The organism is Mucilaginibacter sabulilitoris, assembly GCF_034262375.1.
GTDB classification, from domain to species: Bacteria; Bacteroidota; Bacteroidia; order Sphingobacteriales; family Sphingobacteriaceae; genus Mucilaginibacter; species Mucilaginibacter sabulilitoris.
On the sequence record NZ_CP139558.1, the window covers coordinates 7,403,848 to 7,426,421 of the forward strand.

Sequence of the window (22,574 nt, forward strand, 5' to 3'; positions counted from 1 at the left end):
TTACGCTATACGTTTTTATATTTATTATATATTTTAATCTACTTTTCAAATCCGAAATCGAAACTCCGAAATCCGAAATCAAGCTACCATTTAAGCCTGTTGAGCACGTTGATGTCGATGGAATTGGTATTCCGGTATATCATTACTATAATAGCCAGGCCTACCGCTACTTCGGCTGCGGCCAGCGCCATAATAAAAAATACGAAAACCTGTCCGCTGGCATCGCCCCTGTACACAGAAAATGCAGTAAGCAGCAAATTAACCGCGTTAAGCATTAGCTCAACCGACATAAATATCACAATGGCGTTGCGGCGGATCAATACGCCAATTACACCTATCGAAAAAATAATGGTACTTAATAATATGTAATGATTAAGCGGTACCGCGTGTATGGTATTTATTAAACTTTCCATTATGCAGCTTTAGGGTCTTTTGTAGCCAGCAGAACCGCGCCTACCATTGCCGATAACAGCAATATTGACGATACTTCAAATGGCAGTAAAAATTCATTAAACAATACTTTACCTAAGTTTTTTACCAGGCCCAAACCTGGATCTTTCAAAACAACCGGGTTTGAAACGCCCATCGATTTTAATGAAGCTACCAGCGCCACTATCAAAATGCCACCGCCAACTACACCGGCAGCTTTTACCATGAAGGGTTTTATAGGTTCGCTTTCCTTATTCAGGTTAATGAGCATCAGCGTGTACAGGAACAATACCAGTATAGCCCCCATATACACTATAAAGTTCACTATCGCCAAAAACTGCGCGTTCAATAAAATGTATTGAATGGTGAACATAAAAAAGGTCAGTACCAGATAAAGGATACTATGTACCGGATTTTTGGCCGAGATAACCAGTATCGAAAAGAATATGGACAAAAACGCGATGAAGTAAAATGTACTCATGTTTATATTTACAAAATACCCTGCCCGTTAAAAGAGTTGGGCAAAGGTATAAAACTTCTTTATTGATTTAAGGGCGCCTCTACTAATTTGTCTTTACCGTAAATAAAATCCTTGCGTAAGTAGTCGGCAGGTACAATATCACCGTCAAGATAAATAGCTTCTTTCGGGCACGCCTCTTCGCACAAGCCGCAGAAAATGCAGCGCAGCATGTTTATTTCATAAACGGCAGCATATTTTTCTTCACGATACAAATGCTCCTCGCCCGGCTGGCGTTCGGCAGCTGTCATGGTGATGGCTTCTGCCGGGCATGAGAGGGCGCACAATCCGCAGGCAGTGCAGCGTTCCTTACCATTCTCGTCGCGTTTAAGCGAGTGCATACCACGAAAGTTTTCAGAAAATTCACGTTTTTCTTCAGGATAACTGATGGTTACCGGCTTTTTGAAAAAGTGTTTCATGGTAGTGGCAAGGCCGCCCATAATGGCAGGCAGGTAAGCGCGCTCTAAAAAATTGAGTGGCTTAACCTCCAGTACTTTTTTCTTATTGCTTAATGATTCCATTTTATTAAAATCCAAAGTGTGTAAGTGCTGTGCTTACCAATCCGGTAAGTACAATGTTGGCAATGGCCAATGGTATCAATATCTTCCAGCCCAAATCCATCAGCTGATCATAACGGAAACGCGGTATTGTCCAACGTACCCACATGAAAAAGAAGATGAACAGGAATATTTTTAAAAAGAATACGCCAACTCCGATAAGCGGTCCCAAAGCCGGTCCAGTATGAGCAGCAACCCAATCCATGCCCGGATAGTTATAACCACCCCAGTATAAGGTTGCCATCACCGCCGATGATATGAACATATTGATATACTCTGCAAACAGGTAAAAACCAAGTTTCATGGATGAATACTCAGTATGGTAACCACCCACCAGTTCGGTTTCGCACTCAGGCAAATCAAAGGGCGTACGGTTGGTTTCGGCAAAAGCGCAAACAATAAACAGTACAAACCCCAGTGGTTGTCGTAGTACGTTCCAGTGCCAGCCATGTTGCTGCTCGGCAATTTCGCGTAAGCTCAAAGTATTGGTAAGCATCAGCAATGCTATGATGGATAAACCCATTGAAATTTCGTAGCTTATATTTTGTGATGCCGCGCGGATAGCGCCAAGCAATGAGTATTTATTATTTGATGCCCATCCGCCTATCATTACGCCATATACGCCTAATGATACCACGCCGAAAATATATAGCACACCAACATTAATATCAGTAACCTGTAAATCAAAAGTATGACCGCCAATGATCATCTTTTGCCCCCATGGAATAACCGCCGAACCTATACAGGCTGTTAATATAGCCAGTGACGGGCCAACAATGAACAGAAACGGTGTTGCATTAGTAGGAATGATCTCTTCTTTCAGGAACATTTTACCACCATCGGCCAGCGGTTGTAAAATACCCCACGGACCGGCACGGTTTGGGCCAATCCTATCCTGGAAAAACGCGGCAACCTTACGCTCGGCATAGGTAGAATACATGGCCACAACAAGGCTGATAGCGAAAATGATCACGATCAGTATAATCCTAAATATTAAGTCAGTAGTTTCCATTATAAGCGTGTGTCCCTTTCAAATTGTTCTTTGTTCGCTTCCATCAGTACCGGGTTGGTTTTAACTACCGGCAGCGGTGTAAATTCGTAATGATTTGAGCTGATAACCGATTTATGTGATATCTTACGCGGGCCTTCAATTACCCAGTCGGCTGTTTTCTTTTTATCAAAACGGCAGGTATTGCAAATAAACTCCTCTACCTCGCCATAAACATCCTTACGCCCGGTTACCCTGATCACATCTTCGCCTTTATACCATAAAGTTGTTTTGCCACAGCATTTATCGCAATCGCGGTGGGCATCAACCGGTTTGGTGAACCAAACACGGTTTTTAAAGCGGAAAGTTTTATCGGTTAACGCGCCTACCGGGCAAACATCAATTATGTTACCTGAAAAATCGTTATCAATAGCTTTAGAGATGTAAGTAGAGATCTCAGAATGATCGCCCCTGTTCAGGATACCATGCAAACGGGTGTTGGTGATCTGATCAGCAGTGAATACGCAGCGATAGCACAGAATACAGCGGGTCATATGCAGCTGAATTTTATCGCCAATGTCTATCTTTTCAAACGTGCGGCGGTCAAATTCGTAACGGGTTTTAGCAGCGCCGTGTTCAAAACCTAAGTCTTGGAGGTGGCATTCGCCGGCCTGGTCGCACACAGGGCAATCAAGCGGGTGATTGATCAACAGCATTTCTACTACGCCTTTACGGGCTTCAATCACCTCAGGCGATGTAATATTTTGCACTTCCATGCCATCCATAACGGTGGTACGACATGAGGCAACAAGCTTTGGCATAGGACGAGGGTCTTTTTCAGAGCCCTTGCTTACCTTAACCAAACAGGTGCGGCATTTACCGCCACTGCCTTCAAGCTTGGAGTAATAGCACATAGCAGGCGGAACAATATCGCCACCTATCTGCCTTGCGGCATTAAGTATGGTTGTTCCTGGTTCTACTTCAACGGGTATCCCGTCTATTGTTACTTTCATTGACATTTTATATAACGTCCTTGTGTATAAACTCTAAATCCTAATTTCTAAACTCTAATTTTTAGAAACCCACATGTCATTGCGAGCGCAGCGTGGCAATCTCCTTATACATGTCTTTCGCCATTGTCCTTTGAGATTGCTTCGTTCCTCGCAATGACAAGGTGATAATTATTTACGCTGTCTCCAACTTCGGTAACGGATCTGCGTAATGTGCTAATCCGTAGTTCCTTGTTGTGGCTTCACTTGCGTTTGTTACGTGCCATTCAAACTCATCCCTGAAATGGCGTATGGCGCTGGCCACCGGCCAGGCTGCCGCGTCACCCAGCGGACAAATCGTATTACCTTCAATCTTTTTAGAAATATCAACCAGCAGGTCCATATCGCTTTGCCTGCCATGACCGTACTCTAAGCGGTGCAATACCTTCTCCATCCATCCGGTACCCTCACGGCAAGGCGAACATTGTCCGCAGCTTTCATGATGATAAAAACGGGCGAAGTTCCATGTATTGCGCACAATACAGGCATCCTCGTCATATGCTATAAAACCACCTGAACCCAGCATGGTACCGCTCACAAAACCACCATCGCTTAATGATTCATAGCTCATTAAACGCGGCTCGTTGTTAACAGTCTTCAGGATCAGGTTAGCTGGCAAAATAGGTACAGATGAACCACCGGCTACAACAGCCTTTAAGCGTTTACCATTGGCAATACCCCCACAGTACTCATCTGAATATATAAATTCTTCAACCGGCAGGCCCAGATCAATTTCGTAAACGCCTGGTTTTTTCAGGTTACCACCAGCTGAGATCAGCTTGGTACCTGTACTGCGACCAATGCCCAGTTTGGCATACTCATCACCGCCTTCGTTTACAATTGGTACCACCGCAGCAATGGACTCCACATTGTTTACCACTGTTGGGCAACCATACAAACCAGCAATAGCCGGGAATGGTGGTTTTATACGCGGGTTACCCCGTTTACCTTCCAACGACTCCAACAGGGCGGTTTCTTCGCCGCAGATGTAAGCGCCGCCGCCGGGCTGTACATAAAGCTCGAGGTCGTACCCTGAGCCTAAAATATTTTTACCAAGAAACCCTTTTGCTTTTGCTTCGGCAATGGCTTTTTCCAGGATCCTGATCTGCGGCATCATTTCGCCGCGTACGTATATGAACGATGTATTGGCACCTAATGCAAAGCTCGATACGATCATCCCCTCTATTAATAGGTGAGGGATATAAGTCATCAGGTAACGATCTTTAAAAGTACCGGGTTCCGATTCATCTGCATTACAAACCAGGTAACGTGCTACGCCTTCGGGCTTGGCCAGAAAGCTCCACTTCATACCGGTAGGGAAACCGGCGCCGCCACGGCCACGTAAACCAGATTTTTTTACTTCCTCCACTATCGCATCCGGCGACATGGTTTTTATAGCTTTTTCAACAGAAGCGTAACCACCCTTTGAGCGGTAAACATCAAATGTATTGATGCCGGGTACGTTTATATGTTCTAATAGTAATTTCCGTCCCATGATACTGTTAATTTTTTGCCTTTGCTGTTAAGTCCGTTATCAGCTTATCTACCGAATCGTTGGTTAAATTTTCGTAGAAAGTATATTCGGGGCCAATTTGTAAAACCGGGCCAAAACCGCATGCAGCTAGACATTCTACACCGCGCCAGCTAAACAGGCCGTCGGCAGTTACTTCACCTTCTGGCACACCCAGCTTTTGCTCAATATGATCCATGATCTTTTCGGCTCCTACCAGGCAGCAACCGCTGGTACGGCAAACCTCCAGCACATATTTACCCTGTGGGCGTAAAAAATACATGGTATAAAATGAGGCTACTTCATACACCTCGATAGGTAATATTTCAAGATAGGCAGCTACCTTATCCATTGCAGGTACGCTTACCCAGCCAAATTCAGCCTGTACCAGGTGCAGTATCGGCAGTAAACCCGATTTTTGTTTTCCCTTGGGATAACGGCTTACTATATCATCAAACTTACTAATCAGTTCCGGCGAAAAATCAACCGGTACCTGAGCATCTTCAACTCTAAGCATCTAACTCTCCGGCTATAACGTTTAAACTACTCATGTTAATAATAGCGTCTGATAATAACATACCGCGGCTCATTGGTGCATACATCTGGTAATTGATAAAGCTCGGCCTGCGGAAGTGCAAGCGGTACGGGCTGCGCCCGCCATCATTCACCAGGTAAAAGCCCAGTTCGCCATTGGCGCCCTCAACCGAATGATATACTTCGGTATTCGGGGTTGGTATCTCGCCCATCACAATTTTAAAGTGATAAATGAGCGCTTCCATGTTATTATAAACTTCTTCCTTGGGGGGCAGATAAAACTCAGGCACATCGGCATGGAAAATATCCGTTGGCTCTTTCTCCAGTTTTACCAGGGCTTGTTCAATAATGCGCAAGCTCTGCCACATTTCTTCGTTACGCACCAAAAAGCGGCTATAAACATCTCCATTGGTACCAACAGGTACTTCAAAATCAAAATCTTCGTATGATGAGTACGGGTTCATCGCCCTTACGTCATAATCAACGCCGGCAGCACGTAGCAAAGGACCTGTCCAGCTATAGCTTAACGCAGTTTCGGCAGTAACAGCAGCCACATCTTTAGTGCGGTCAACAAAAATGCGGTTACGGTTAAACAGCGACTCAAATTCTTTCAGCGTAACAGGGAAGTTCTTTAAAAACGCACGCAATTTGGCAAAAGCTATGGTATTAAAGTTACGTTCAAAACCGCCTATACGACCTATATTGGTGGTGAGGCGCGATCCGCAGATCTCCTCATATATTTCATAAATAGATTCCCGGTGCTCCATCATGTACAGGAAACCTGTAAATGCGCCGGTATCAACCCCCAATACACCATTACAGATGATGTGGTCAGATATACGGGCAAGCTCCATGATAATTACACGCAGATAGTCAACACGTTTTGGGGTTTGGATACCCAGCAGTTTTTCAACGGTCATATGCCAGCCCATGTTGTTAATGGGCGATGAGCAATAGTTTAAACGGTCGGTAAGCGGGGTGATCTGGTAAAACGGCCTGTGTTCGGCAATTTTTTCAAACGCGCGGTGTATATAGCCTATGGTTGATACGCCGCTTACAATTCTTTCGCCATCAAGCTGCAGCACATTTTGAAACACGCCATGGGTTGCAGGGTGTGTTGGCCCCAGGTTTAGGGTTGAAAGTTCGCTTTGCGGATCGTTGTCTGTATATACAGGATGATTTTGCATCAGTATAATTTTTATTAGAATCAAGAGATAAGAATCAAGAGCCAAGATATAAGATAAGCTCTACTACATAATCTCTTGATTCTTACCTCTTGATTCTATATATGTTATCTTCCGAAGAAGTAATCCTTTTTATCAACACGGTTAGGGTCTTCCAGCGGAAACTCTTTTCGCATCGGGAAAGCCGTCATGTCGTCAACGTTTAATATACGGCGCAAATCGGGGTGGCCGTCAAACAATACGCCAAAAAGGTCATACGTTTCGCGCTCCATCCAGTTGGCACCATCCCACAACACGGTGGCAGTAGGGATATGCACATCACCATCTGCCAAAAATACTTTTATGCGGATGCGGGTGTTGGTGGTAAGGCTATGCAAATGGTAAATAACCCCAATAGGTTTTTCCTGCTCAGGGTAATGCACACCGGTAATATCTGTTAAGAAAATGAATTTTAAGGCTGGGTCGGTCTTTAAAAAAGTAAGCAGATCTATAATCTGTTCGCGCCCGGTTTCAACAGTAAGCAAACCATAAGGTTCGCCAACAACAGTTACCTGCTGGTCAAACTTTTCACTAATTCTTTTTAAAAGCTCTTCGTTAGGTATCTGGGCCATTATTGAATTCCGTATTTAGCTAATAATTCCTGATACTTAGGCTCGTTTCTACGACGTAATGATTCCGTTTGTACCAGTTTCTGAATATTGATAAAGCCATCAATAATAGCTTCGGGGCGGGGCGGGCAACCGGGCACGTAAACATCAACTGGTATCACTTCATCTATACCCTGTAAAACAGAGTAAGTATCAAATATACCGCCGCTCGATGCACATGCTCCAACAGCCATAACCCAGCGGGGTTCGGCCATTTGCAGATACACCTGCCTGAGTACAGGGGCCATTTTTTTTGCTATGGTTCCCATAACCATTAAAAGATCGGCCTGACGGGGCGAAAAGCTTAAACGCTCGGCTCCAAATCTCGACAAGTCATAATGAGATGCCATGGTAGCCATAAACTCGATGCCACAGCATGAGGTAGCAAATGGCAGGGGCCATAATGAATTTGAGCGTGCTATGCCTATAACTTTATCAAGCGAGGTAGCAAAAAATCCGGCGCCTTCAACTCCAGCGGGAGCATCAACTATTTGAATATCACTCATTGAACTATTTTAATAGAAATTTACTATCTCCAAAAAGATGGACAGCAAGCGCAAATTTACAATAATAACGATGTAAAAGGTACACTATGAGCGCGCAGGAGACATATTTAGAATCAATCTAAACTCAATCCCAGTCTAAAGCTCCCTTTTTTATTACGTAGATAAAACCCAGTAAAAGTGTAGCCATAAATATGAACATTTCAATCATGCCCTCTTTACCCATCGCCCTGAAATTAACAGCCCATGGATACATAAATATCACTTCCACATCAAATAGCACAAACAATATGGCTACCAGGAAATATTTGATGGAAATTGGCGTACGGGCGTTACCAACCACCTCAATTCCCGATTCAAACGGGGTTAACTTATCTTTGGTAACACGTTTCGGACCAATTTTATGCGTTACAAACATAGTGGTTACCACAAACCCTATAGCCACCAGCATTTGAAATATGATGGGCAAATAATTAACCGGCAAACTTTGTAATTCCATGGTGCAAATATACTAATGCATCTAAAATAAAAAAGGCCTCTTTTGCAAGAGGCCTTTAATTGTATATTAATTTTTATTATTTGCTTTTACTCGCACCGCCTTTACGGGCAAAGTATGCAACAGCCTGTTTATTGGTAGGATCATTTTCACGGGCCTTGGTAAAGTTTTCTCCCGCTTTAGCATCGTCCTTTTCTTTGAACTCATAATAAGTTCCTAAGTAAGCATAAGCTTCACCCAGGAAAATTTTATCAGCATCGGCAACTGGTTGTTTAGCAGTTACCAACTGGATATATTGCTCATAGTATGGTTTAGCATATCCCAGCGTTGTATTACGGCTTGGCTCCCTGAAATCATTAGCGCGGGCCTGATAAAGCGCTACAGTAGCAATTGGGGCAGCGGCCTTATGCTGGATATAGCTAAATGCAGTATCGGCTTTTATTAATAAGGTGGTATCAGCAACTGGTTTAGGGGTTGCTGTACTAAAATACTGCTCCCTGAATGCATAAAAATAACTTACGCCTTCTTTCAGGTAATCATTCAGTGTAGCTGTACGTGATTTAGCTATAAATACTTTATAAGCATCACCAGCTTCGGCATATTTCTTTTGAGCATATAAGCTTTTAGCAATTTCGCCATAAACATCTGCCTGTGTAGTATCAAGCTCTAAAGCTTTTCTTAAGGTATTGATACCTGACGAATCCTGACCTGAAGCGATTTGCAAACGGCCCAGGTAAAGATAATCACGAGGGATTATGCGTTTTGGATCGGCCTTTTGGAACCAGGTATTCAAAGCGGTTAAGCCTGCAGGATAATCTTTATTTTCATAAGCTGCATAGCCCAAATAACGATAAACCCTTGGGTTTGTATTTGCTGCTTGTGACAGTGTTGATACTTCTGTTTGCAGGGTTTTATAATCGCCAGATAGTATCAGGAAGTCGGCATAACGCATTCTTGATTCTAAAGACAGATCTGTTAAACTCAAATATTTTTTATATTCATCTGTAGCTGCTTTGATTTTAACAGAAGCCATTTTTGGATCGTTTAATGACCAACGCAAATCTGTTTCGGCCCATTCACGGTATGCAGGTCCGTAATTAGGATCAATAGCTAAAGCGTCCTGAAATTGTTTTTCAGAATCTTCAAAGTTGTTGGCAAATTTCCATAAAACACCTGTAGCTACTTTGGCAGCCGGGTTTTTAGGATCAATGGTTGACGCATCTGAATACGCCTGGTAAGCTTCGTTGCTCTTCAATTGTGAGCGGTAAGCGTTACCCAGGGTAATTAATAATTCGGCGTCTTTTGCGTTTACTGTTTTTCCTTTTTGTAAAACAGCAATAGCCGCGTTTGCATCAGCCGGAGTTACTTTTGCTTCGGGTGTAAGTGGAAGCAGGTAAGCCTCACCTACGTATTGATATGGTTTGGAATTTTTACCTGCCAATGTAATGGCCTGGTTAAAATTGTTTGTTGCTCCTGCATTGTCTTTATCCAAACGGGCAACTGCACCTAAACCTGCATAATTTAAGGCTGATTTTGCGTTTACTGCTATACCTTTAGTAAAAGCAGCTTTCGCCGAATCGGCATAATCCTGTTTAAGGTATACCCATCCCAGATAAAAGAAGTTCTCATCCTTATCGGCTTGCGTCGCCGTAAGGTTTTTTAGCATCGATTTAGCCTTCTGGTACTGTTCGGCATCAATAGCTTTTTTGGCATCGGCTATACTCTGCGCAAAAACTGACGAACCTACTAATACCAGCCCTAATGATGCGGTGGCTATTCTACTGATCATTTTCATCGCTCGTTATATAAATTTTAGTTAGTGTTTAATGTTAATTTCTCTCCCGGGCACGGCTTCTGGCGTCAAGTTTGACTTTAATATAATCCGTTGCCCCCTCTCACTTAAAACAAATTCCGAAAAACCTGTACCCAATCCCATTTTACCTGTGCTGTTTATAATATATAGTTCCCTGCTTAGCGGGTACTGTTTTAAGACAAGCGAACTTTGCGATGGTTTAAAATACTCATCCTTAAACTTCCTGTTATCTTCGTCTTTAACAGCTATAACTTTAACCTTACTCACAGCATCCGCATAATCTTTATCAGGGTCGCTCAGCCAGTTAAAGCCTACAATACCAATAGCATTGGGGTGTTCGTTCACATATTTAAGCACTTCAATGTTTGATTTCAGCGCATAAATATTTTTTTGTTTTAATTCCTTATTACCAGATAAATCCTTCAAATACCTTACCAAACTTGAATTTGGATTGTCGAAAACAATGTTTTTATCTGTTTTAGCATTTCCGTTAAGCATTTTCTTAATATCGCTCACGGTTATTAATGTATCATTTGATGCTTGGTTTACAATTAAAGCCACTGCATCTATAGCAAATGCCCTTATAACCGGGGGCAATGTTCTTCTTTTTAGTACGCCTATTTCGCCCGTATCCAATGACCGTGCCAGTATGGCTACCCGTACACTGTCATTTAGCAAAAGCCGCAGGGCATCGTTTTCTGACTTGTAGATGATATTTGGCTTAGCTTCGGGGAATAGGCTCTTAAAAACATATTCCTCTTCGCTAATAATCGGCTTAAAAGACTCATCAGCAACCAGGCTTACACTACCGGTTACAAAGGTATCAGATGGTGTTTTGGTCTTATTTTGACAGCTTTGGAAAACCACCGCCGTTATAGCCGCTAAAGCTATTTTTAAACTATTTGTCATCCGGGTTATCTTTAAACAGCCTTGAAAACCTAATTAAACCGTATATCAGAAAAAGGGAGCCAAATATGATGCGCTGAGTTTGGGACAATCCAAGATCAAGCCTGTCCCAAAACATGATCATTATACCCATTGTACATACACATACAAGGGTGACGACTCCTAAAATAAGCAAAAACCGCCTTTTGGGCGATTTTTGCTTGTAATTAAAATTAAATGGCATTATCCTAATTATCGCTTGCTAATGTAAAGCTGATTGGAACGCTGTACTGTACACGAACCGGACGACCGTTCTGTATACCAGGTTTCCATTTTGGTGAATTTTTCAATACACGCACTGCTTCCTCATCACAACCGCTGCCGATACCTCTTGTAACTTTGATATCAGTTAAAGAGCCGTCTCTTTCCACAACGAAAGTAACGATTACACGACCTTGTGTTCCGTTTTCACGGGCAACAGCAGGATACCTGATAGCTTTACTTAAGTAAGCTCCAAATTTATCCAAACCTCCCGGAAACTCAGGAACTTGCTCTACCGAAGTAAAGATCTGGTTAGGATCGGCCTCAACAACTTGTTTAATATCTGAGTTACCTACCGGTTCATCAATTCTGATGTCGGCATTAGGGTCACCTTTCTGATCCTTTTGTCCAGGATCCGCTACCTGCAGCTCTTTTACTGTAGGTGGTTCTTTTTCCCTTACCTCATTATCCGGCTTTACTACCGGAGGCGGGAAACGCACCTGGTCAACCTTTGGTTTAGGTGGTTCTGGTGGCGGCGGAGGTGGTTTTTTGGTCTGATCTACTGGTGGTGGTGGTTGCAGCACAACATCGGTGACTTTCACCTTCTCTTGTGCTTTCGGAATGAAGCCCTCAATTTTATTGATAATGGTTTTCAATGAAATAAGAAAAACAAAAAGTACTACACCAATGATCAATGCTCTGTTGGTATGTCTTGGATTGTCTTTTCTTAGTTCATACGCACCGTAACTTTTGTTACGATTGGAAAAAACCACATCGATCCATTCCGGTTTTAATATGTCTAATTTTGATCCTAACATTATAGGTTTTTATTTTAGTATGATGTTAACGTTCTCTCTGGTTATTTATTACAATTAGTACAAACCGTCTTTTTGCAATAAAGCAATTTCAGCAGGAGTGATATCTACAATACCATAACCCTGTATGTTCGTTATGTTAATTTCATCAAGCACGTCAACCAAATTTTTATAATTTGATTTGTCGCTTGGCTTAATTACCACAAACATGAACTTACCGGTGGCGGCCTGTACGTCTTTGCCTTTTTCAATCAGCGTTTTGCGCAAATCGTCTTTACCATAACCTTCAACAGTAGGGGCCGATTTTCCCGGCTCGCCTAAATACCATTCAAGCCTGTTATTGCTACCCAGTAAAAGGGTTAAAGAGCGTGATGCTGCAATTGGCAACTGATCTTTTGTTTTCTCATCCTTATCCGGCATTGCCAAGTCCATTGCCTTAGGCTTAGCAAGGGTTGTGGTAAGCATAAAAAAGGTAATTAATAAGAAGGCAAGGTCAACCATTGCAGTTAAATCCACGCGTGTTGAGGCTTTTTTACTTCTTACTTTCCCGCCTTTGTGCTTACCCCCGCCGGAGGTATCTAATTCTGCCATGTCTTTTTATTTTTTAGGCGCGGCTCTCAGCGCTGTAATTAAACTGAATTTGTTAACTTTTTGCTTTTGTAAAATACCTATTACCTTTTTAATGGTAGGATATTCTTCTTTGCTATCACCTTTTATAGATACCCTCAGCTCTTTATTATGAAGTACTTTAGCCGCAACACGCGCTTCACGTATCCAGTTAAAAAGCTCATTATTTGAAGTGGTATCGTTAGGTATTCCTGGTTGTTGATAGGTTTTCTTCTGTTCCGAAGTTAACGCTAAAAACTGGTGCAGGGCGTTAAAAGGCACACCAAAAACTTCGGTTACGGCAAATCTGTCATATTCTGCCTGCGAAAATTTTTCTTGGTATTTTTCAGCCATTTGCTGTAACAACTGCTTCCGTACATCTGTACCATCAACACTAAAGAAAACCTTTCCCTGACCTACGGTTAAAGTAGCCATGTTATCGTCGGGTACCGGCTGGGTTATGATTGACTGAGGCACTTCTGCCTTAATCGGATCCTCCGGCTTTGGTTTTGCTGTTAATATGAAGAAGGTAAGCAACAGGAAAGCTACGTCGCACATGGCGGTCATATCTATGGCTGTACTTTTTCTTTGGACTTTTACTCTTGGCATCTTTCTGTCTGTTTAAAAATATGTAGTGTTATTGATAATTAAACTTCGTTACTACCCTAAGTATTAACGAATTAACCACTATTATATTTTTATTTGTTTTTGTGTGATGCAGCGAATGTTTGTACAATGCTGAATCCTGTTTCGTCAATAGCGTAAGTCAGTTTATCAATTTTTGATGTAAACACGTTGTACATTACAATTGAAATAGCTGATGTACCGATACCCAACGCTGTGTTGATCAAAGCTTCAGAGATAGCCGCAGATAATGCAGTTGTGTTTGGAGCACCTTGAGCTGATAACGCCGCGAACGCACGAATCATACCGATTACCGTACCTAACAGACCAGTTAATGTACCGATTGATACCAGCGTAGCGATAATTGTTAAGTTTTGCTCTAACATCGGCATTTCTAATGCTGTAGCTTCTTCAATGTCTTTCTGAATAGCCAAAGTTTTTTGATCAACGTCAAGATTTGGCTCTTCTTCCATTTCTTTATATTTCTTTAATGCAGATTTGATAACGTTTGCAACAGAACCTTTTTGTTTGTCGCACTCTGCAGAAGCGGCAGAAATGTTACCTGAATTTAAGAAACCTTGAATTTTTTTAACAAATGCATCTACGTTACCTGTTCCTGATGCTTTACCGATTACTACGAAACGCTCGATAGTGAAAACGATAACCATCAGCAAGTATGACATAATAAGAGGTACAATGATACCACCTTTGTGTACTGTTCCGAATAAATCCATTGGTTCACCTTTTTCTACATCTCCGCCTTGATAGTGACTTGGATCACCCAATATGAAGATAAAAATACAGATTGCTACGATGATACAAATTGGAATTGTCAAAGTCGCAAACATGCCCGATGCACTTGAGCTTTCATTCTTAACAGGAGTAGTTGGTTTTGTTGGTGCGTTTGCCATTACTTTTAATTTTTAGTTTTAGTTTTTGTTTATATTATAAGTTATTTAAATGTGCTTTTAATTAGCGAATAACAAAAATAGAATTTTAATGAAATAAAAAAATCTTTTATGTTATTCTTTACAATTTTTTAATACCAAATTACATTTTGTCTCTAATTGGTCATTATTAACGTAACAATGCATAAATATTGTGTGTTGCCACTACAATTATTTGCAATGAAAACCATTTTTTTTTATATTATCAAGCAATCCCTAATAAAAATTATGTTACTAATCTGTTACAACAATGTTTTTTACCGCATTTATAAAGCCTGCGGCGTTATACAACAGAGGGGCAATGTTTTTGTTTTAGTGTACATTGTACGCTTTGCCGGTAAATAATGAGGGTAAAATTGCCGGCATACATCATTAAAAATTAGCCGCCGGCTTTTTTTGCTTTATAACCATCAGTTTGCAGCAGGGTTAATATTTTATCCCTGAAATCGCCCTGTATCAATATTTCACCATCTTTTACCGAGCCGCCAACACCGCATTTCGTTTTCAGTTTTTTGCCAATAAGTTCCAGATCGGCTTCGGTACCTATAAAACCGCTTACGCGCGTAACCAGTTTACTGCCCCCCTTCCGGTCCAAATAAATTTTAAGGTTTTGCTGCTGAGGTGGCAATGTCTCTTGTGCCCGCCCCCCATTTTCCTGGTATTGAAAATCCGGATCGGTTGAATAAACTACGCCTGTAAAATTCTTCTTAGCCATAATATCAGTTTTTAATTATAGGATTGGCCCACTATTACCTTTAAAGAATTCGGTACTACATTAATATGTATAGCTGTACCCATTACCTGTGGCTCGCCGTCAAGATGTATGGGGCCCTCAGTTTGCCGCGTTACATTAATTTCTTTACCGCGTATAATTTCAACATAGTTGGTACCTTCAGATGTTTTGGTAAGCATCCTGACGCCCATTTCGGGAAACCGCCATAGCGGGAACTTCCTGATCAGGCAAACATCAAGCAACCCGTCCTGTACCGATGCTTTAGGTGATATGTGCGCGTTGTTGCCATATTGCGATGAATTGGCGATGCTGAGCATAAAGGCCTTACGATTATACACCTTTCCATCAATTTCAATATGATAGTCCTGTTCATTATAAGTGGCTATCTCCTGCAATGATGATTTGATATAGGATATAAAGCCACGTTTTTTTCCGTGCGAGAAAACCTCACTGATATGCGCGTCAAAACCCATGCCTGCCATATTAAAAAACGGCTGCCCGTTCACCATGCCCGAATCAATACTTTCAACCCGGCCGGAGCTTAACGTTTTTATGGCCTGCTGCGGATTCATCGGGACACCTAAAAAACGTGCAAGGCCATTCCCCGACCCATAAGGTACTATCCCCAATGCTGTATTACTGCCCACAATGGCCGATGCTATTTCATTTACAGTGCCATCGCCGCCTACGGCCGTTATAATATCATATTTATTTACTGCTTCTGAAGCAATTATACGTGCATGCGATACGCCATCGCTAAAAACAATTGTGGCATCAAACACTCCTTTTTCAAGGTTTTGATCTATCAGCTCCGGGACACCGTCCTTTTTCTTGCCGCCCGATATAGGGTTTATTATAAATAACGCTTTACGTTTCAATTATATTAATTATTTCAGCCATCAAAAGTAAATGTATTTTTGGCTTTGTGAAATTTGTTTTATTTTAGTCGCCGAAAGTGGAATGATTTAGTTGTCCGTCAGCAGGCGGACTGGATTGCAACCACGTAAAAAAGTGCTAAAACCAATGCTTCTTTTTACAACGATCCGTTAAAACACTCCCCTTTCCTAATTTTTTTAAAAAAATCATAAAATTTATATGGCATATTTATTTACTTCAGAATCCGTATCAGAAGGACATCCGGATAAAGTTGCTGACCAGATATCAGACGCGCTTATTGATCATTTCTTAGCATTTGACGCCGATTCGAAAGTTGCCTGTGAAACCCTGGTAACTACCGGGCAGGTATTTTTAGCCGGCGAAGTAAAATCAAAAGCCTATTTAGATGTTCAAAAAATTGCCCGTGAGGTGATTAACAAAATTGGTTACATCAAAGGCGAATATATGTTTGATGGCAGCTCATGCGGTGTGCTGTCTGCTATTCATGAGCAATCGCCAGATATTAACCAGGGGGTTGACCGCCAGGCCAAAGAAGAGCAGGGCGCGGGCGACCAGGGTATGATGTTTGGTTACGCTACTGTTGAAACCGACAATTATATGCCTTTGGCGCTTGATATTGCACATGCGCTGTTAATTGAACTGGCAGCTATCCGTCGCGAAAATAACGAGATCAAATACCTTCGCCCTGATGCAAAATCACAGGTAACACTGGAATATAGCGATGATAACAAACCTCAGCGCATTGATGCTATTGTAATATCAACCCAACATGACGATTTTGATGATGAAAAAGCCATGCTGGCCAAAATCAGCGAGGACATCATCAGCATCCTTATTCCACGCGTAAAGGCTAAATATCCGAAATACGCTCACTTCTTTAATGATCAGATCAAATATCACATTAACCCTACCGGAAAATTTGTTATTGGCGGGCCGCATGGCGATACCGGCTTAACCGGCCGTAAAATCATTGTAGATACTTATGGTGGCAAAGGCGCACATGGCGGCGGTGCTTTCTCTGGTAAAGACCCATCAAAGGTTGACCGCTCTGCTGCTTATGCAACCCGTCACATTGCCAAAAACCTGGTAGCTGCCGGCATTTGCGACGAAGTATTGGTGCAGGTATCATACGCTATTGGTGTAGCCCAGCCGATGGGTATTTATGTAAATACTTATGGCACTGCTAAAGTTAACCTGCATGATGGTGAGATAGCTAAAAAAGTAGAGGCCATTTTTAATATGACCCCTTACGCTATTGAAACCCGCTTTAAACTGCGTAACCCTATTTATAGTGAAACCGCTGCTTATGGTCACTTTGGTAAACCAAGCGAAACCGTTACCAAATCATTCATAGCCCATGATGGCAGCGAACTTAAACGCGAGGTTGAACTGTTTACCTGGGAAAAACTGGATTATGTTGATAAAGTAAAACAAGCTTTTGGTTTGTAGTCAATATTATATAATATAAAAAGCGGCGGATGAATATCTGCCGCTTTTTTGTTTTGCAACGTTTTTATCTTTCATAACAGGTATTCACATTTTTGAAGTGCGAACCCGCGAACACTGCGAACACGACACTCTTTACTGCTTATGTCATTGCGAGCGCAGCGTGGCAATCTCATAGGAAAGGCAACTTGCTAAGCAGGACTGACTTGCATAATGAGATTGCCACGCTGCGCTCGCAATGACATGGCTTTTTAAGTTCTTTATCAGACTTTCGAGGTTTTGAAAACTTCGCAAGTCTTTATACAGGCAATATTTACACCTTACCAAACACCACAATACCGTTATGACCGCCAAAGCCAAAGGTATTGCTCATGGTTAAATTAACCTGATGGTCAATTGCCTCCTTTAAAACAATGTTAAGGCTTTGCGGCACTGCCGGGTCTAACGTGGTTGTATTTATGGTAGGCGGAATAACGCTGTCGCGCATGGCCAGTAAACATATAATGGCTTCGATAGCGCCTGCAGCTCCGAGCAAGTGCCCGGTCATTGATTTGGTAGCGCCAATTTTGATCTTGTTTTCTTCGCCTTTGGTAAGTGTCAATATGGCCTTAAGTTCCGAAAGATCACCTACGTGCGTTGAAGTAGCGTGCATGTTCAGGTAATCAACATCGGTAATAGAAACGCCTGCTTCCTGCAAAGCCAGCTGCATCCCTTTTGATGCGCCTAAACCTTCGGGATGTGTGGCCGTCATGTGATAGGCATCGGCCGTCATGGCCGCTCCCCTAACTTCGCCATAAATATGGGCACCTCTTTTTACGGCATGTTCATATTCTTCCAGCACCAAAGCTCCCGCACCCTCGCCCATCACAAAACCGTCACGTTCTGTATCAAACGGGCGCGAAGCTCCTTGCGGATCATCATTACGGGCCGACATAGCTTTCATAGAGCTAAAGCCGCCAAATGATGCCGGGGTAATAGGCGCTTCAGAACCACCTGTAATAATAACTTTTGCCTTCCCCAGCCTGATGTAGTTAAAAGCATCCATAATAGCTGTATTTGACGTAGCACATGCCGACACGGTAGTATAATTAATACCCATATAACCATTGCGAATGGAGATCATTCCGGAAGCCATATTAGTAATAAGTTTAGGCACAAAAAACGGACTAAACCGGGGATGGCCATCGCCAAGGGTATAATCTCTTACCTGTTCTTCAAAGGTTTCCATACCCCCTTGTCCTGAGCCCCATATTACGCCCACATCAAACGGGTCCATGGCATTTAAATCAAATCCCGAATCTTTGATAGCTTCGTCAGCAGCAACAAGGGCATACTGGGTAAACGGGTCGGTGCGTTTAATATCCGCCCGGTCTAAAAAATCCGAAACATTAAAATCTTTCAGCTCACAGGCAAACTGCGTCCTGAACAAGGAGGGATCAAAATGGGTAATGCGTGCAGCACCGCTTTTACCGTCCACAACATTTTGCCAAAAATCTTTTACTTTATTACCCAGCGGGGTTAACGCGCCCAGGCCTGTTACCACAACTCTTTTTAACATCGTTTTAACTGTTAAATAATTTGCGCAAAAGTAATTATAAATATACCACCTGGTATATTCATAATGTAAAATAAGTTCACCTTCAAAAGAAGAAAAAACAACCTCTCATTTTGTTTTTACCATTTGGTAAGTGGATCCGGAATTATTGCACAGAGCTTTGTGCCATCAAATAATTATATCATGAACACACAAGTTAATAACAGCAAATTGCAAGGTAAAAGAGTTATATTATTAGGGGCCAGTTCGGGCATTGGCCTGGCTACAGCTAAAGCAGCCGCAGCAGAAGGAGCGAATGTCGTTATAGTATCAAGCAACCAGCAACGTATTGATGAAGCATTAACAACTTTACCCGGCACCGCAAAAGGTTACGCGATAGATCTGAGTAATGAGGAAAATATCAAGACCTTTTTTAAAGGTATAGGACAGTTTGACCACCTGGTATACACCGCCGGCGAAAATCTTAGTTTAATTTACCTTAACGATCTGGAAATGAAAAAAGCGCACAGCTTTTTCAACATACGCTATTGGGGAGCAATTGCTGCCTTAAAATATGGCGCACCGCATATTAATAAAGGTGGCTCCGTTTCTTTAATGAGCGGTACGGCTAATCATCGCCCTGGGGTCGGATGGCTGCTTGGTGCCAGTATTTGCGGTGCTATGGATGGTCTTACACGCGCTATGGCTGTTGAGCTTGCTCCAATCAGGGTAAACACTGTTTCGGCCGGGGTAATCAAAACTAATCTTTGGAACAGTATTCCTGAAACCGACCGCGAGGGCATGTATCAATCGCTTAGTGATGCCTTACTGCTAAAAAGAGTTGGCGAAGCCGAAGATGTTGCCCTTGCCTTTATCTACTTCATGAAACAATCACACGGAACCGGCCAAATACTAACGGTAGACGGCGGCACCTTACTGGTTTAACCAGCCATCTCTCCAGCGAAGGATCTGTCAATAATAGATTCTTCGCTCCTTAGAGCCGCAAAATTGGTATTATCTCTGTATAATTGCCAATAGTACAAAACATGATGACTATTAGGGAAGCCACTCTCAACGACACTAACGGTATCTGGGAAATTTTTGAACAAGTAGTAAAACCAGGTGATACGTACGCTTTTGACCCCGACAGCTCCAGGGATGATATGCTCAAACTATGGTTTGCGCCAACCATGAGCGTTTACGTTGCCGAAGAGAACAATAAAATACTTGGCACCTATTTTATTAAACCCAACCAGGTTGGCCTGGGGGCGCATATTGCTAATTGCGGCTACATGGTGCACGCTGAAACCCGTGGCCGGGGATTAGGTAAGCAATTGTGCGAGCACTCTTTAGTTACAGCCCGGGAAAGAGGGTATAAAGGCATGCAGTTCAATTTTGTGGTAAGCACTAATACAACCGCTGTAAAACTTTGGCAAAATTTAGGCTTTAGCATTATCGGCACCATTCCGGGTGGTTTTAAACACCGGCAGCTGGGGTATGTTGATGCCTATATTATGTTTCAGGAGATAAATTAAGCTTAGCGGATATTTTTACGGATACGGCTGAGTGATTGCGGAGTAATACCTAAATAAGACGCGATATCTTTTAGCGGTACCCGCAGCGCTATATCGGGCTGCTGCATAATAAACAACCTATACTGGTTCTCAGCATCCTGGCCAAGGTAGCTATTGCGTACACGCACCTTTTCAATCAAATGCTGCTGGTTTATACGTTCAATAATCTCCTTTATATAAGGCAGCCGCGCATACAATGCCAGTAATTTGCTTTTGCTGATCACCATTACTTCGGCATCACAAGCGGCTTGTATGCCCGGCTCTGTAGGGGTCTCGTCGTTAAAGCTTTGCAGTATGGTACATATCTGGTTTTCTTTGAAAAAAAAGTGCGTAATATCAATACCCTTTTCGTTAGTGGTTACAATACGCAGCACCCCCTTGCATACAAAAAACAACTCATTACAAACCCGGTGACCTTTAAACAGGAAATCGCCCTCTTTAAAAACCTTATGCTCAAAATGTGAAGTGATAACGGCCGCATCCTCTGCTGGAATATAACGTAATAGCTGCAAGAAGTTAATCAGTGGATTGCTCATGAAAGTAAAATTCCTGGGGTAAAAATATATTCAAATATATCAAAGGTTTTATTTCTCTTTCTTCACCGTTAATGATCACCGAAAACCGGTGCTTGCCCTGAAGAAATGAACGGATAACATTCATGATATTAGTCTCGGCCCACATATCCCAACGTACTGAATTATTGATAACCACCTACATATCAAGTATATAAAATAATATAAAATAAATATAGCGTACAAATAATACCGCCCTGCACCAATTACTATAATCATTAAAAATCGCTAAAACGCCTGTTGATGACCGGGCGTTTCTCCTAAAAATCAAAAAAGGAAGGTTTTTTCTATAAATATTAATTGTTAAAGACGTTTATATCAAACATATTTTACGTATCAATAAGCCATTTAAACTACTGTTAATAAACGTTTTTTTAACACTTATTAACACCTTGTTAACAGTAAATGAATACTCAGGAAAGTTAAAATTGTATTTGGATTAATCTTTGCTCTATAGAGAAACAACCACAAACCGAATAAATTTTAATTTACAAAGATATGGATATTATTATGGGAGCTTCGGGCCGGGTAGGCTCGGCAATTGTAACTAATCTGATAAAAAAGGGCCGTACCGTAAAAGGTATTGTAAGAAATAATGAAAAAGCAGAGCCGCTCAGGAAACAGGGCGCTGATTTTGTCCTTGCCGATGCCTTTAATCTGCCCGCTTTAACCGGGGCAATAAAAGGTGGTACTACACTTTTTATTATAACGCCGGAAACCGGAAAAGGTGACGATGTAATAGCCGACACCAAAAAGATTCTTGAAAACATCAGAAAAGCGATAGAGGAGTCGACCATTAAAAAGATTGTTGGCCTGTCATCAATGGGAGCTCAATATGATAAAGGTACCGGTAACCTGCTGATGTCATACCTGCTCGAACATGAATTTAAAAACACAGAAGTTGAGCAAACGTTTATCAGGCCTGCTTACTACTTCAGTAACTGGCTCGCTTATCTTCCGGTTGTTAAAGAATTAGGAACCCTGCCAACATTTTATCCGGTTGATTTGTCGATACCGATGGTATCCCCTATGGATGTAGCCGAATTTGCCGCAGACATTATAGCCGGTAATGACGGCGAATGTAAAATTTACGAGATATTCGGTCCGGCCGAGTACAGCTCGGTAGATGTTGCCAATGCCTTTGCTCAAGCGCTTCATATCAGCGTAAAAGCACAGCAGATACCGCGCAATAAATGGGATGATACGCTAAGAAAAATAGGCTTTTCGGATGATGCTATTAAGAATTTTATCGCCATGACAGAAGTGGTAATATCCGGCGATGTACATGCTGAAAACAACGGAAAAACCATTGCTTTAAACGGAAAAACAACCTTGCAGCAATATATCAATCAGGCTGTAAAATAAAATAGCATTCAAAACAAAAAGCAATGAATGTATGCCTAACTGCCTCATTGCTTTCTGTTTAATAATACCAGATCAGTTAATAGCAACC

Annotated in this window: 25 protein-coding genes; 4 read left to right on the forward strand and 21 right to left on the reverse strand. The window is 42.0% G+C overall.

Annotated features, from left to right (window positions below; genetic code table 11):
- Window positions 1-83: 83 nt before the first annotated feature.
- The 19 genes from nuoK to SNE25_RS31285 all read right to left on the reverse strand — a co-directional run bounded on the left by nuoK (window position 84) and on the right by SNE25_RS31285 (window position 15,976).
- On the reverse strand, window positions 84-413 hold the full coding sequence (nuoK, locus tag SNE25_RS31195) for an NADH-quinone oxidoreductase subunit NuoK (protein ID WP_321562918.1): 330 nt from the start codon (window positions 411-413) through the stop codon (window positions 84-86).
- The gene (locus SNE25_RS31200; RefSeq protein WP_321562919.1) at window positions 413-910 is read right to left on the reverse strand and encodes an NADH-quinone oxidoreductase subunit J family protein; all 498 of its coding nucleotides are present in this window, start codon (window positions 908-910) and stop codon (window positions 413-415) included. Before SNE25_RS31200 ends, nuoK begins: the two co-directional genes overlap by 1 nt.
- Before the next feature lie 59 nt (window positions 911-969).
- On the reverse strand, window positions 970-1,467 hold the full coding sequence (locus tag SNE25_RS31205) for a NuoI/complex I 23 kDa subunit family protein (protein WP_321562920.1): 498 nt from the start codon (window positions 1,465-1,467) through the stop codon (window positions 970-972).
- A gap of 4 nt (window positions 1,468-1,471) precedes the next feature.
- Window positions 1,472-2,515, reverse strand: a complete 1,044-nt coding sequence (gene nuoH, locus SNE25_RS31210) for an NADH-quinone oxidoreductase subunit NuoH (RefSeq protein ID WP_321562921.1) — start codon at window positions 2,513-2,515, stop codon at window positions 1,472-1,474.
- Complete coding sequence (locus SNE25_RS31215; protein WP_407666972.1) at window positions 2,515-3,504, reverse strand: 2Fe-2S iron-sulfur cluster-binding protein; 990 nt, start codon at window positions 3,502-3,504, stop codon at window positions 2,515-2,517. The genes nuoH and SNE25_RS31215 overlap by 1 nt, the downstream gene beginning before the upstream one ends.
- 172 nt (window positions 3,505-3,676) lie before the next feature.
- Complete coding sequence (gene nuoF, locus SNE25_RS31220) at window positions 3,677-5,035, reverse strand: NADH-quinone oxidoreductase subunit NuoF (protein ID WP_321562923.1); 1,359 nt, start codon at window positions 5,033-5,035, stop codon at window positions 3,677-3,679.
- 7 nt (window positions 5,036-5,042) lie between these two features.
- Complete coding sequence (locus SNE25_RS31225) at window positions 5,043-5,567, reverse strand: NADH-quinone oxidoreductase subunit NuoE family protein (RefSeq protein WP_321562924.1); 525 nt, start codon at window positions 5,565-5,567, stop codon at window positions 5,043-5,045.
- A complete protein-coding gene (locus tag SNE25_RS31230; protein WP_321562925.1) occupies window positions 5,560-6,771 on the reverse strand; it encodes an NADH-quinone oxidoreductase subunit D in 1,212 nt (403 codons plus the stop codon). The genes SNE25_RS31225 and SNE25_RS31230 overlap by 8 nt, the downstream gene beginning before the upstream one ends.
- A gap of 104 nt (window positions 6,772-6,875) precedes the next feature.
- Entirely contained in the window at window positions 6,876-7,379 is a 504-nt protein-coding gene (locus tag SNE25_RS31235) for an NADH-quinone oxidoreductase subunit C (RefSeq protein ID WP_321562926.1), read from the reverse strand.
- A complete protein-coding gene (locus SNE25_RS31240) occupies window positions 7,379-7,921 on the reverse strand; it encodes an NADH-quinone oxidoreductase subunit B (RefSeq protein WP_295712790.1) in 543 nt (180 codons plus the stop codon). The genes SNE25_RS31235 and SNE25_RS31240 overlap by 1 nt, the downstream gene beginning before the upstream one ends.
- A 124-nt stretch (window positions 7,922-8,045) precedes the next feature.
- Window positions 8,046-8,417 (reverse strand): NADH-quinone oxidoreductase subunit A, encoded by a 372-nt coding sequence (locus SNE25_RS31245; protein ID WP_321562927.1) that lies wholly within the window; start codon window positions 8,415-8,417, stop codon window positions 8,046-8,048.
- A 76-nt stretch (window positions 8,418-8,493) separates the two neighbouring features.
- Window positions 8,494-10,203 carry a tetratricopeptide repeat protein gene (locus SNE25_RS31250; protein WP_321562928.1) on the reverse strand — a complete coding sequence of 570 codons (1,710 nt, stop codon included), beginning with the start codon at window positions 10,201-10,203 and terminating at the stop codon, window positions 8,494-8,496.
- Window positions 10,204-10,230: 27 nt separating this feature from the next.
- Complete coding sequence (locus SNE25_RS31255; RefSeq protein ID WP_321562929.1) at window positions 10,231-11,136, reverse strand: PstS family phosphate ABC transporter substrate-binding protein; 906 nt, start codon at window positions 11,134-11,136, stop codon at window positions 10,231-10,233.
- Between the two features lie 224 nt (window positions 11,137-11,360).
- Window positions 11,361-12,191, reverse strand: a complete 831-nt coding sequence (locus tag SNE25_RS31260; RefSeq protein WP_321562930.1) for an energy transducer TonB — start codon at window positions 12,189-12,191, stop codon at window positions 11,361-11,363.
- 54 nt (window positions 12,192-12,245) lie between these two features.
- The gene (locus tag SNE25_RS31265; RefSeq protein ID WP_321562931.1) at window positions 12,246-12,779 is read right to left on the reverse strand and encodes an ExbD/TolR family protein; all 534 of its coding nucleotides are present in this window, start codon (window positions 12,777-12,779) and stop codon (window positions 12,246-12,248) included.
- Window positions 12,780-12,785: 6 nt separating this feature from the next.
- Complete coding sequence (locus SNE25_RS31270; RefSeq protein ID WP_321562932.1) at window positions 12,786-13,403, reverse strand: ExbD/TolR family protein; 618 nt, start codon at window positions 13,401-13,403, stop codon at window positions 12,786-12,788.
- An 89-nt stretch (window positions 13,404-13,492) separates the two neighbouring features.
- Window positions 13,493-14,329: a MotA/TolQ/ExbB proton channel family protein gene (locus SNE25_RS31275; RefSeq protein ID WP_321562933.1), complete on the reverse strand. Its 837-nt coding sequence runs from the start codon at window positions 14,327-14,329 to the stop codon at window positions 13,493-13,495.
- 415 nt (window positions 14,330-14,744) lie between these two features.
- Window positions 14,745-15,080, reverse strand: coding sequence for a translation initiation factor (locus SNE25_RS31280; RefSeq protein WP_321562934.1), 336 nt, complete (start codon window positions 15,078-15,080; stop codon window positions 14,745-14,747).
- An 11-nt stretch (window positions 15,081-15,091) separates the two neighbouring features.
- The gene (locus tag SNE25_RS31285; protein ID WP_321562935.1) at window positions 15,092-15,976 is read right to left on the reverse strand and encodes a diacylglycerol/lipid kinase family protein; all 885 of its coding nucleotides are present in this window, start codon (window positions 15,974-15,976) and stop codon (window positions 15,092-15,094) included.
- Window positions 15,977-16,193: 217 nt separating this feature from the next.
- Here SNE25_RS31285 and metK point away from each other — a divergent pair, with 217 nt between their 5' ends.
- A complete protein-coding gene (metK, locus tag SNE25_RS31290; RefSeq protein ID WP_321562936.1) occupies window positions 16,194-17,444 on the forward strand; it encodes a methionine adenosyltransferase in 1,251 nt (416 codons plus the stop codon).
- 310 nt (window positions 17,445-17,754) lie between these two features.
- Here the strand turns inward: metK and fabF are convergent, their stop codons facing one another.
- The gene (fabF, locus tag SNE25_RS31295) at window positions 17,755-18,999 is read right to left on the reverse strand and encodes a beta-ketoacyl-ACP synthase II (protein WP_321562937.1); all 1,245 of its coding nucleotides are present in this window, start codon (window positions 18,997-18,999) and stop codon (window positions 17,755-17,757) included.
- A gap of 180 nt (window positions 19,000-19,179) precedes the next feature.
- Here fabF and SNE25_RS31300 point away from each other — a divergent pair, with 180 nt between their 5' ends.
- Window positions 19,180-19,920 carry an SDR family oxidoreductase gene (locus SNE25_RS31300; RefSeq protein ID WP_321562938.1) on the forward strand — a complete coding sequence of 247 codons (741 nt, stop codon included), beginning with the start codon at window positions 19,180-19,182 and terminating at the stop codon, window positions 19,918-19,920.
- 101 nt (window positions 19,921-20,021) lie between these two features.
- Complete coding sequence (locus SNE25_RS31305) at window positions 20,022-20,510, forward strand: GNAT family N-acetyltransferase (protein WP_321562939.1); 489 nt, start codon at window positions 20,022-20,024, stop codon at window positions 20,508-20,510.
- A 2-nt stretch (window positions 20,511-20,512) separates the two neighbouring features.
- On the opposite strand, the gene SNE25_RS31310 is transcribed toward SNE25_RS31305, so the two are convergent.
- Window positions 20,513-21,085 carry a Crp/Fnr family transcriptional regulator gene (locus SNE25_RS31310; RefSeq protein ID WP_321562940.1) on the reverse strand — a complete coding sequence of 191 codons (573 nt, stop codon included), beginning with the start codon at window positions 21,083-21,085 and terminating at the stop codon, window positions 20,513-20,515.
- A 534-nt stretch (window positions 21,086-21,619) separates the two neighbouring features.
- Between SNE25_RS31310 and SNE25_RS31315 the strand changes: the two genes are divergently transcribed.
- A complete protein-coding gene (locus tag SNE25_RS31315) occupies window positions 21,620-22,486 on the forward strand; it encodes an NmrA family NAD(P)-binding protein (RefSeq protein ID WP_321562941.1) in 867 nt (288 codons plus the stop codon).
- The last annotated feature ends 88 nt before the right edge of the window (window positions 22,487-22,574 follow it).